This window comes from Microbacterium sp. ISL-103, from assembly GCF_018613995.1.
In the GTDB taxonomy this organism is placed as follows: Bacteria; Actinomycetota; Actinomycetes; order Actinomycetales; family Microbacteriaceae; genus Microbacterium.
Genome location: NZ_JAGGPD010000256.1, coordinates 1 through 10,361, shown reverse-complemented (window position 1 = coordinate 10,361; position 10,361 = coordinate 1). Strand labels below are relative to the sequence as shown.

The window sequence follows — 10,361 nt, the reverse complement described above, 5'->3', positions numbered from 1 at the left end:
AGTGAGATTCTTCACCACGGCGTCGCGGCTGTCGCGGATCGACTGCGCGAGGTTCTGCGAGAGCTCGTCGAACATCCCGTACGACGCGCTCTTCTCCCCCGCATCGACGACGTCCGAGAACATCGCCGCGAGTTCACCGGGCGCGACGGTCAGGAATGCCGAGTCGTCGGGCACTAGCGAGGTACCGAGCCAGGCGGGTGCGACCTCGGGGAAGACGGCGTCGTCCGACATCTCGGCCATGTTGTTGACCTTGTAGTCCGACCAGGGATCCTGCTGCGTCATCGTCAGGACGACCGGAGGCACCGTGTCGTCGCCGTCGCTCTTCGAGAGCAGGAGCACGGTGCGCGGCCACCGGTCGGTCGCCTCGGGAAGCACGACCTCGACGTCGTCGGTCGGGATCGCCGCCGGCACAGGCGTGTCGGGAAGCGCCGTACGCAGCGCGTACTCGGTCGTGCGGGCGGTCAGCGCGGGGCCGTCGAGACGGGTTCCTGCGAGGTCGATGTCCATCGCCGCATCCGCGTCGGAGAGTGTCGCCGACACCTCTTGGAGGATCCGCTTCGCCTGGGATTCGGTGACGGCCGGGGGCTTCTGGTTGTCCGGTGCGATCGCCGTGGCGCTTGCAGACGGCGACGGCGTTCCCGCGTCGAACTGGGGCCAGGAATCTGCAGAGCAACCGGTGGCGAGCACCGCCGTCAGAGCGAGTGCGGGCACGGCGAACAGACGACGCCTGTGGGTGGGAGTCTGTGCGCGCATGTCGGACCTCCGCTCGTCTCCGGTGCCGTTCGCATCCGACGATCCGGAATCGCCGTCGACGGTCTCGGCATCAGCCGCTTGCTGTTCGTCTGACGGTGCAGCGCTGTCGGGCGAACCGGGCGATGAGGATTCGATCGCAGACCGCTCCCCCGGCGGAAGCTGCGCGACGTCGATCGGCTCGGTCGCGGGCATCGGGCCAGGGCCCTTCCTTCGCGGTCCTCGACCTCGACGCTGGTGGCGGATGCCGAGGAAGTACAGGATCAGCCCCACGAGAAGAACAGCGGCACCCGCGGCCATGAGCGGGCCGGCGAGCGGAGTCGAATTGTCGAGCGGCCACGACACGGCGATGTCATCGGGAGCGTCGACAGTGCCGTCGTGGGCGATGAGCAGACTCATCCCCTCGGGAAGCTGCATGTCGGCGATGAGCGCGTCGGTGTCGGTGAACGAGTCGAGCCAGCGGTCGGACCCGACCGGGCTACGGCCGGGCGTTTCTGCCGCACCGTCTTCCGCCGGCGTCTCGGACGGAGCCGGCGTCGCGGTCTGGTCCTCGCCGCCGTCGCCTGCGTCGGCTGCTGCCTCAGGGTCGACGTATTCGACGTCGAGGTCGCCGCCGTCGCCGACCGAGACCTGGTTGTAGGCGGAATCGGCGAGCCAGGCCTGCATGTCGGCGGTGCGACCGTAGGCCGCGAAGATGTCGCCCTCCCCGCGAACGAGCAGCGTCTGAGCGCCGGGATGTTCTCTCAGGACCTCGCCGTCCATCAGGACGAAGGGCGCGGGTTCATCGACCGATACCGACACCGTCTGGGTCGACGGTCCCACGAAGATGGTTCGCTGAGCTATGCCCGCAGCGATCAGTCCCGCAGCCAGCACGAAGGCCACGACGGCCCATACGAAACGCACGAATAGTCTCCTCACACGACACGGACGCACGCCCGAGTCGCAACACTCGACATTTCAGACTATCGAAATCAGCTGTGTGTTGCCCACGAGGGGCCGCTCGCGCGCACGCGGCACGTCGTCACGGCGAGGGAGCCCCCGGTCGATAACCTGACAGCATCCGGATTTGCAAGGAGCAGCGATGAAGATCCACAACCCGTTCCGCACCGCCCTCGTGGCGACGCTCGGCGTGGGGTTGGGGATTCTGCTGATCGGAAGCCTGCAGAGCCTGTCGACCGTGCTGCTGTACGTCGGCACCGCCCTGTTCCTCAGCCTGGGTCTGGACCCCCTCGTGTCATTCCTCGAGCGCAAGCGTCTGCCCCGCTGGCTCGCCGTGCTGATCACGATCCTCGCCGTCCTCGGGATCTTCGCCGGGATCATCCTGATCGTCATCCCGGTTCTCGTCGATCAGATCTCCCAGCTCATCGCGCAGATCACGGCCATCGTGCAGCGGGACTCGCTGCTTCCCGACCTACGCCAGTGGATGGTCGACACCTTCCCCAACCTGAAGGTCGACGATGTCTTCGCCTACGTCACGGACTGGCTCGAGACCAACCTCGCCCAGATCGGCGGGTCCATCGGTCAAGGCGTACTCGCGGCCGGAGGAGCGCTGCTCAGCGGACTGTTCGGCGCGTTCATCATCCTCATCCTGACGATCTACCTCACGGCCTCGACGCCGTCGCTCAAGCGTGCGGTCTACCAGCTCGCTCCCGCGTCGAAGCGCGAGCGGTTCATCGATCTGGCCGAGCAGATCACCGACTCCGTCGGCTACTACGTCATGGGGCAGGTCACCCAGGGCGTGATCAACGGCGTGCTGAGCATGATCTTCCTCACGATCATCGATGCCCCGTTCCCCGCGGTGCTCGCCGTCGTGGCGTTCTTCTTCTCACTGATCCCGCTCGTGGGGACGCTGACCGGGTCCACGATCATCGTGCTCGTCTGCCTGATCCCCGGACTCGGCTCTCCCGCGACGGCGATCGCCGCAGCGATCTACTACCTCGTGTACATGCAGATCGAGGCGTACGTGATCTCGCCGAGGATCATGAGCCGAGCGGTGTCGGTGCCCGGCGCGGTCGTCGTGGTCGCCGCTCTCGCAGGCGGCAGCCTGCTCGGGCTCCTCGGGGCGCTCATCGCGATCCCCGTCGCGGCCAGCATCCTGATCCTCTACCGCCAGGTGCTGATCCCTAGGATGAACGAGCTCTAGCCCTCGGGCCACTCCGTCGGCAGCGGAAGCGCTGACGGGTTGACGGCTGCGACGACCTCGGTGAGGACCCTTCGGGTCTGGCTCTCGCCGACCCAGAGGTGCTTTCCTCCCTCGACCGCGATCAGAGTGGCGTGCGGAATCGATGCGAACCGCTCACGTGCCTCTGCGGGGCGCAGGTAGTCGTCGAGCTCGGGGACGAGGACGACGACGTCGACGTCGGATTCGGCCCACGCCGCGACTTCGGCATCCGTGGCACGATGCAGCGGAGGCGAGAGCAGGATGATTCCCTCGATGTCGTGCTCGCGACCGTATTTGAGCGCGAGCTCGGTGCCGAAGGACCACCCGAGGAGCCAGGGACGAGGGAGCCCGCGGTCCCGCACGAAGTCCATCGCCGCGGCCACGTCGAACTGCTCGGCCCCTCCTCCGTCGAAGGCGCCGTCGCTGGTGCCTCGGGATGAGGTGGTGCCTCTGGTGTTGAAGCGGAGCACGGCGAGATCCGCAAGTGCCGGAAGGCGTGCGGCGGCCTTGCGGATGATGTGGGAATCCATGAATCCACCGGCGGTCGGCAGCGGATGCAGAGTCACGAGCGTCGCGACCGGCTCGGTCGCCTCGGGAAGCGCGAGCTCTCCCACCAGCGTCAGCTCATCAGCCGTCTCGAGTTCGATCTCCTCGCGGACGGCGGGAAGCTCGAGTGGGCCGCGGATCTCGATGCTCATGCGATTCTCCAACAGTGTGTGTGCCAGTGCCGTCGTGCGGCGAGGTCTGCCGCGTCGCCGAGCACGCCGTCGGCGCGCCAGATGACGAGGTGAGGGGTTCCCGGAGCGACGATGCGCCCGCACCCCGGGCACGTGTACTCCTTCTGAGCCTGGACGGCGGACACCGGCTGAACCGTCCACTCCGCGCCTCGGCGCACTTCTGTGCGCTTCCAGGACGTCAGCAGGCGCTCGAGCGAGTCCTCAGGGTCCGGGCGCGCCGGACGGCGTCGGCGGGAGCGTGCCATGCGGGCCGCTCACCACCAGTGGTTGTTCGTCCAGAAGGCGTGGGCACCGGCCCAGCTCCCGTAGCGTCCCGTGGCATACCCCGTCGCCCAGCGAAGGTTGTCGACCGGGTCGTAGCCGTTTCCGGGAACCTTGCTGCACGGCAGCGCCTGGACGAGACCGCAGGCGCCCGACGAGGCATTCGTCGCGTTCGGGTTCCATCCGCTCTCGCGAGAGACGATGTAGTCGACATAGCCCCAGTCGGATTCTGCGATGCCGGCAGCAGCCATCCACTCTGCGGGGGCTCCGCCGCCGGTGTAGAACAGCGGTCCTCCCCCACCCGAATCGGATCCTGAAGACTCCGATGACGCAGGTTTCGGTGCGGGCTTCGGCTTGGGCTTCGGCTTGACGTAGACGGAGAAGGTGCCCCGCTCGATCGGCGCGATCGCTGCGCCTTCGACGGTGACAGTGAGATTCTGAGTCTCCGCGAGCGAGGCCGCGTACAGGGATTCGGGAGCCTCATCCACGGGCTGCTGCGCGAGCGCCACGCCCGTCGGCGCTACCATCGCCGCCGCGAACCCGACCACCGCGAGGGCGCTCAAGAACCCCACGACGCCTCGGCGCCGGGTGCCCTGGCGCGGAGAAAGAGTCGTCGACGCAGGCAGCGGCGTGACGTCGTTTCTGTGGGGGGTCATGTCGTTTCGGGAGTTCACGATAGGAGGCAGTCTACCCGCTGGTCCCGGAGTCGGCCAGAAGAACGCTCAGCGAACAGCCAGGATGACGTCGACGGTGGCATCGAGGAGCGCGTCGACCTGCTCCTCGCGGTATCCGCCGCGTTGCATCCGGAACGCCGCCGAGCGTAGCTGCTCAGCGGTCAGGGGATCGCCGTCGCGCAGATAGCGGGCGATCCGGAGGGCGACGTGATCGACCTCGTCGATGCGATATCCGAACGTGAGGAACCCGGTGCGTGCGAAGCGCTGACGCTTCGGTCGAGCGAGGTGGTCGAGGATGACCTGTGCGTCCTCGCGGGCCTGCTCGACCCACGCACCCGCTCCGCTGGATCGTACGACACGGTCTCGGGCGCGAGCAGCGAGCGCGTCTTCGACGCGCCCCAGTGCGGCATCGACCTCGGAGACGACATAGCCGTTCTTGACGAGGGGGAACGAGGCGACCCGTACATCTGCCGCCGTGAGGTCGTCTGCGTCGTCTTCGAATGCCGTGCGCGCTGCGGCGAGGAAGGTGTCGACGGCCGCCCGGTGATATCCCTGCGTGCGCCCGCTCGTCAGAGAGAAGGCCGGAGGTGCCTCCGCGGCGACCTCGGTGATCTGCACATCGTCAGCAGCCATCACAGCACCGTCCAAGAGGAGAAGAGGAAGTAGAGGCACAGCGCGGGCACCGTGGACGGCAGGATGCTGTCCAGACGATCGAGGAGTCCCCCGTGACCGGGCAGCCAGGAGCTCATGTCCTTGATCCCGAGGTCGCGCTTGAGCATGGATTCGCCCAGGTCTCCGAGTGTCGCGGACAGCAGGATGGCGATGCCGAAGATCACGCCGATCCACCACGGAAGCTGCAACAGGAAGATCGCGAGCAGCACACCCGCAGCGATCGAACCGATCACTGCGCCGAAGAAGCCCTCCCAGGTCTTCTTCGGGCTGATCCTCGGAGCCATGGGGTGCTTGCCGAACGCCAGGCCTGCGGCGTACGCCCCGGTGTCGGCGACGACGGCGATCGCGATGAAGCTGAGCACCCACCACTGGCCGCCCTCCTGCTTCAACAGGATCAGCGCCACCGAGGCGAGGAACGGGACGTAGATCTGCACGAACCCGCCGATCACGGCATCTGCGAGCACATCCCCATAGGTTCTGCCGTCTTTCGCGACCATCTGAGCGACGAGTCGCCAGACGATCACGAACGCGACGGCGAGGAAGAGCATGACCCAGACGAGCCACGACTCCACGAAGAAGGCGGAGAGCACCAGCAAGGTCGCGGCGATGAACTGGGGAACGACATCGACCCGACGACCCGACGCGCGCAGGGCCAACGACAGCTCGTAGACGCCCAACAGCGCGGCTGCCAGAGCGAACGGGACGAAGAGCACCTTGATGAACAGGAGCGACGCGAGCAGCGCCGCCCCGAAGGCCAGGCCGATCAGCGTGGCCAGGATCAGATCGCGACCCGTCCGCTCCTTGATGCGCTCGTTCGCCTGGTCGAGCTGACCACGTGCGATCGACACGTGGTTGCCGAACTCGTCACGCGCAGCGCGCCACTGTTCACGGATCGCGTAGTGATCGGCGGTGTCGAGAGCGGAGACCACGACCACCGGCTCCTCGGCCGGAAGGGGTGGGCGAGGCGGGATGCTCGCGGTGTCGAACGCGGGGAACGCCCCGTCGATCAGGGGTATGCCGCCCGTCGTGGTCGACGAGTCGCGCACCTCGCGCCGCGTCTGCGGCTTGTCGGCACCGTCGTCATTGGGTTCGTCGGACATACCGCCTACACCTCGAGGAGTTCAGCCTCTTTGCGCTTGAGTGCGTCGTCGATGAGGTCGACGTGCTGGCGCGTGAGGGCGTCGAGTTCCTTCTCGGCACGGGCGATCTCGTCTTCACCGAGGTCGCTCTTGAGCCCGTCGAGCTCGTCCTTCGCCTTACGACGGATGCCGCGCACGTGCACCTTGGCGTCCTCCGCCTTGGTCTTGACGAGCTTCACGTACTCCTTGCGGCGCTCCGCCGTGAGTTCCGGCATCGACACGCGAACGAGGTTGCCGTCGTTCGTGGGGTTCGCGCCCAGGTTGGGCATGTCGCGAATCGCCTGCTCGATGGCCTTCAGGGCCGACTTGTCGTACGGCGTGATGATGAGGGTGCGCGCCTCCTGGTTCGCCAGCGAGGCGAGCTGGGCGAGAGGAGTCGGCGTTCCGTAGTAGTCGACGAGGACCTTCTGGAAGAGCTGCGGGTTGGCACGACCGGTGCGCACCGTGGAGAAGTCCTCCTTGGCGGCCTCGACGGCTCGTGCCATGCGGGAGGTGGTTTCAGCGAGGACATCCGCGATCACGGTTACTCCTATCGTCGGGGTGTTCTGAAATTCTATCGGGCTGAACCCTCGGGCACCGGCAGGCGCTCAGGCGGTGACCAGAGTGCCGATCGGCTCGCCGAGCAGCGCACGGGTGACGTTGCCGCTGGGCTCCATGCCGAAGACCCGCATGTCCATGTTGTTGTCCATGCAGAGGCTGAAGGCGGTGGAGTCCACCACCTTGAGTCCACGCTGAAGAGCGTCGCGGTACGTGACGCGCTCGATGCGCTCGGCGTCCGCGTGCTTGTTCGGGTCGGCGGTGTAGATCGCGTCGACACCGTTCTTGGCGACGAGCACCTCCTGTGCACCGATCTCGAGTGCTCGCTGCGCGGCGACCGTGTCGGTGGAGAAATAGGGAAGGCCTGCGCCCGCGCCGAAGATCACGACGCGCCCCTTCTCCATGTGGCGTTCTGCGCGCAGAGGGATGTAGGGCTCGGCGACCTGGGTCATCGAGATGGCGGACTGCACCCGAGTGGGCGCACCGGCCTGCTCGAGGAAGTCCTGCAGGGCCAGCGCGTTCATCACCGTGCCGAGCATGCCCATGTAGTCCGCGCGACCGCGGTCCATGCCACGCTGGCTGAGCTCTGCACCTCGGAAGAAGTTGCCGCCTCCGACCACGATGGCGATCTCGACACGGTCGACGGCAGCCGCGATGTCGCGCGCGATCTGACTGACGACATCAGGGTTGACTCCCAGCTGGCCGGCGCCGAACGCCTCACCGGAGAGCTTCAGAAGAACGCGACGGCGTCCGTTGCCTTCGGTCATGGGGGTGATCCTCTCGTCCCGATTCAAGATAGTGCCTTCTGGGCATGAAGAAGGGGTCCGGATCGCGTTGATCCGAACCCCTTCGACGATGTTACGCGCCGACCTTGAAGCGCGCGAAGTCCGTCACGGTGATACCGGCGTCCTTCGCCACCTGGGCGACAGAGAGCTTGTTGTCCTTCGCGTAGTCCTGCTCGAGCAGTGCGACCTGCTTGATGAACGCGGAGACACGGCCCTCGACGATCTTGGGCAGAGCCGCCTCCGGCTTGCCCTCGTTGCGGGAGATCTCGGTGACGATCTCGCGCTCCTTCTCCACGGCGTCGGACGGAACGTCCTCGCGGGAGAGGTACGACGGGTTCGCGAACGAGATGTGCTGCGCGATGCTGCGAGCGGTCTCGGCATCGTCACCCGAGTAGGCGACGACGACACCGATCTGCGGGGGCAGGTCCTTGCTCGTGCGGTGCAGGTAGACCTCGACCTTGTCGCCCGAGATCGTGCGCGCACGGCGCAGTTCGACCTTCTCGCCGATGATCGCGGCCTCTTCGGAGATGACCTGCTCGACGCTCTTGTCGCCCGCCTGGGCGGCGAGAGCAGCCTCGACGGAGTCTGCCTTGACGGCTGCGACGGCGTCGGCGACCTTGTCGGCCAGCGCGATGAAGCGCTCGTTCTTCGCGACGAAGTCCGTCTCGCAGGCGAGCTCGATGAGCGTCACAGCGCCCTCCTGCTCGCGAGCGACGATGAGGCCCTCGCTGGTCGAACGGTCAGCGCGCTTCGCGTTGCCCTTGGCCCCCTTCAGGCGCAGGATCTCGGTGGCCTTCTCGACGTCTCCGTCAGCCTCCTCGAGCGCCTTCTTGGTGTCGACCATTCCCGTTCCGAGCTGCTCACGCAGCGCCTTGAGGTCGGCGATGGTGAAGTTGGCCATGTGTGGTGGCTCCTTGCTTCGTGATGTGTGTGGTGGTCGCGGAATTACTTGGCGTCAGCTGCCTCGGCGGCGGCGACCTCAGCGGTCTCCTCACCGGAAGCGTCGGCGATCGCCTCGTCGTGCGCCTCGGCGCCGGCCTCGTCAGCAGCGGTCTCATCGGCGGCGGGCGTCTCGACGACTGCAGCCTCATCGGCGGCGGTCTCGACGGCAGCGGCGTCAGCGGACTCCTGAACGGGAGCCTCGAGGAGCTCCTTCTCCCAGTCGGCGAGCGGCTCAGCGTCACCCGTGTCGGGGTTGTGCTTCTGCTGCAGGCCCTCTGCGGCGGCGTCCGCGATGATGCGGGTCAGCAGCGAGACCGAGCGGATCGCGTCGTCGTTGCCGGGGATCGGGTACTGGAAGTCATCGGGGTCGGCGTTGGTGTCGAGGATTCCGATCACCGGGATGCCGAGCTTCTTGGCCTCATCGATCGCGAGGTGCTCGCGCTTGGCGTCGACGACCCAGATGGCCGACGGCGTCTTGGTGAGGTTGCGGATACCGCCGAGCGACTTGTGCAGCTTGTCGAGCTCGCGCTTCTTGAGAAGCAGCTCCTTCTTCGTGAAGCCGCTGTTCGCCGGGGTCTCGTAGTCGAGCTCCTCGAGCTCCTTCATGCGAGCCAGACGCTTGGAGATCGTCTGGAAGTTCGTGAGGAGTCCACCGAGCCAGCGCTGGTTGACGAAGGGCTGGCCCACGCGGGTCGCCTGCTCGGCGAGGATCTCCTGCGCCTGCTTCTTCGTGCCGACGAAGAGGATCGTGCCGCCGTGGGCGACCGTCTCCTTGACGAAGTCGTAGGCCTTGTCGATGTAGCCGAGCGACTGCTGAAGGTCGATGATGTGGATGCCGCTGCGCTCGGTGAGGATGAAGCGCTTGCCCTTCGGGTTCCAGCGACGGGTCTGGTGTCCGAAGTGCACGCCGCTGTCGAGCAGCTGGCGGATGGTGACCACAGCCATGGTCGTCTCCTGGTTCTGGCGCGGTTCTGCGCCGTTGAGGTTGTCAAGTCGATCAGACGATCGAACTTCCTGGTGCCCGGCGCACACCCACCTGCTCTGAAGCAGGACCTGCGGGAGTGGATGCCACGACCTGAGTCGCTCTGGGCACGCGTAGTCACCTCGAGATCGAGGTGCTCCACCAGCATACAGGATGCCGCGGCCTCACTCGCCCTCCACGACTCAGCCGGATCGGCGTATATCGGCGGACTCCGGCGCCATCGACCGACGGTCCCGCGCCGTGTTCACAGCCCCGCGAACATGACGCCATGACTGTTCGGTCCCGATGGAGCTTCATCGTCGTCCTGCTGGTGCCTCTCATGATGGGAGCATCGGCGCACGCCGATGCGGTGCCGACCGCTCCCCCCGGCGGCTCGCCGGCACAGCGGTGGAGCTGGCCGCTCCCCGGAGCGCATGATGTCGCGGCGCCGTTCAGGGCTCCCGCGCACGAGTACGGCGCCGGGCATCGGGGTGCCGATCTGACGAGCGAGGTCGGAGCTGTCGTCCGCGCGCCTGCCGGCGGCACGGTGGCGTTCCGGGGCACAGTGGTTGCCAGACCACTCCTGGCGTTGGAGCACGCAGGCGCTCTCGTGGGCACCTTCGAACCACTCACGTCCACGCTGCAGCCCGGTGAGCGGGTCGCAGCGGGAGATCAGAGCGGGATCGTCGCGGTCGGCGGCCACGCACGGCCGGGCACCCTGCATCTCGGCGTCCGCCTCGCC

General features: G+C 66.9%; 12 protein-coding genes. 2 read left to right on the top strand and 10 right to left on the bottom strand.

Features of this window, described 5'->3' with window-relative positions; genetic code table 11:
* Positions 1 to 1,653, bottom strand: a 1,653-nt coding sequence (locus J7E68_RS10285; protein ID WP_215172277.1) for a glycosyl transferase, incomplete at its 3' end; no start/stop codon positions are given.
* A 178-nt stretch (positions 1,654 to 1,831) separates the two neighbouring features.
* Between J7E68_RS10285 and J7E68_RS10280 the strand changes: the two genes are divergently transcribed.
* Positions 1,832 to 2,893, top strand: a complete 1,062-nt coding sequence (locus J7E68_RS10280; protein ID WP_215172276.1) for an AI-2E family transporter — start codon at positions 1,832 to 1,834, stop codon at positions 2,891 to 2,893.
* On the opposite strand, the gene J7E68_RS10275 is transcribed toward J7E68_RS10280, so the two are convergent.
* From J7E68_RS10275 to rpsB, 9 genes are all read right to left on the bottom strand, one after another.
* A complete protein-coding gene (locus J7E68_RS10275; RefSeq protein WP_215172275.1) occupies positions 2,890 to 3,609 on the bottom strand; it encodes an alpha/beta hydrolase in 720 nt (239 codons plus the stop codon). The genes J7E68_RS10280 and J7E68_RS10275 overlap by 4 nt on opposite strands.
* A complete protein-coding gene (locus J7E68_RS10270) occupies positions 3,606 to 3,893 on the bottom strand; it encodes a hypothetical protein (RefSeq protein ID WP_215172274.1) in 288 nt (95 codons plus the stop codon). The genes J7E68_RS10275 and J7E68_RS10270 overlap by 4 nt, the downstream gene beginning before the upstream one ends.
* Positions 3,894 to 3,902: 9 nt before the next feature.
* Positions 3,903 to 4,565 (bottom strand): transglycosylase SLT domain-containing protein, encoded by a 663-nt coding sequence (locus J7E68_RS10265; RefSeq protein ID WP_311416811.1) that lies wholly within the window; start codon positions 4,563 to 4,565, stop codon positions 3,903 to 3,905.
* Between the two features lie 66 nt (positions 4,566 to 4,631).
* A complete protein-coding gene (locus J7E68_RS10260) occupies positions 4,632 to 5,216 on the bottom strand; it encodes a DivIVA domain-containing protein (protein ID WP_215172273.1) in 585 nt (194 codons plus the stop codon).
* Positions 5,216 to 6,355 (bottom strand): phosphatidate cytidylyltransferase, encoded by a 1,140-nt coding sequence (locus tag J7E68_RS10255; protein ID WP_215172271.1) that lies wholly within the window; start codon positions 6,353 to 6,355, stop codon positions 5,216 to 5,218. Before J7E68_RS10255 ends, J7E68_RS10260 begins: the two co-directional genes overlap by 1 nt.
* 5 nt (positions 6,356 to 6,360) lie before the next feature.
* On the bottom strand, positions 6,361 to 6,915 hold the full coding sequence (gene frr / locus J7E68_RS10250; protein WP_215172269.1) for a ribosome recycling factor: 555 nt from the start codon (positions 6,913 to 6,915) through the stop codon (positions 6,361 to 6,363).
* 66 nt (positions 6,916 to 6,981) lie between these two features.
* Positions 6,982 to 7,698 carry a UMP kinase gene (gene pyrH / locus J7E68_RS10245; protein ID WP_215172266.1) on the bottom strand — a complete coding sequence of 239 codons (717 nt, stop codon included), beginning with the start codon at positions 7,696 to 7,698 and terminating at the stop codon, positions 6,982 to 6,984.
* A 91-nt stretch (positions 7,699 to 7,789) separates the two neighbouring features.
* Positions 7,790 to 8,617: a translation elongation factor Ts gene (gene tsf, locus J7E68_RS10240; protein ID WP_215172264.1), complete on the bottom strand. Its 828-nt coding sequence runs from the start codon at positions 8,615 to 8,617 to the stop codon at positions 7,790 to 7,792.
* A gap of 44 nt (positions 8,618 to 8,661) precedes the next feature.
* The gene (gene rpsB / locus J7E68_RS10235; RefSeq protein ID WP_215172262.1) at positions 8,662 to 9,603 is read right to left on the bottom strand and encodes a 30S ribosomal protein S2; all 942 of its coding nucleotides are present in this window, start codon (positions 9,601 to 9,603) and stop codon (positions 8,662 to 8,664) included.
* A gap of 305 nt (positions 9,604 to 9,908) precedes the next feature.
* On the opposite strand from rpsB, the gene J7E68_RS10230 reads away from it, so the two are divergent.
* On the top strand, positions 9,909 to 10,361 hold a 453-nt coding region (locus tag J7E68_RS10230; protein ID WP_215172260.1), incomplete at its 3' end, for a peptidoglycan DD-metalloendopeptidase family protein.

Coding starts and splice junctions, on each gene's coding strand:
- J7E68_RS10260 (WP_215172273.1), bottom strand. CDS start 5,216: ATGGCTGCTGACGATGTGCAGATCACCGAGGTCGCCGCGGAGGCACCT.
- tsf (WP_215172264.1), bottom strand. CDS start 8,617: ATGGCCAACTTCACCATCGCCGACCTCAAGGCGCTGCGTGAGCAGCTC.
- J7E68_RS10255 (WP_215172271.1), bottom strand. CDS start 6,355: ATGTCCGACGAACCCAATGACGACGGTGCCGACAAGCCGCAGACGCGG.
- J7E68_RS10280 (WP_215172276.1), top strand. CDS start 1,832: ATGAAGATCCACAACCCGTTCCGCACCGCCCTCGTGGCGACGCTCGGC.
- J7E68_RS10265 (WP_311416811.1), bottom strand. CDS start 4,565: ATGACCCCCCACAGAAACGACGTCACGCCGCTGCCTGCGTCGACGACT.
- J7E68_RS10270 (WP_215172274.1), bottom strand. CDS start 3,893: ATGGCACGCTCCCGCCGACGCCGTCCGGCGCGCCCGGACCCTGAGGAC.
- pyrH (WP_215172266.1), bottom strand. CDS start 7,698: ATGACCGAAGGCAACGGACGCCGTCGCGTTCTTCTGAAGCTCTCCGGT.
- rpsB (WP_215172262.1), bottom strand. CDS start 9,603: ATGGCTGTGGTCACCATCCGCCAGCTGCTCGACAGCGGCGTGCACTTC.
- J7E68_RS10275 (WP_215172275.1), bottom strand. CDS start 3,609: ATGAGCATCGAGATCCGCGGCCCACTCGAGCTTCCCGCCGTCCGCGAG.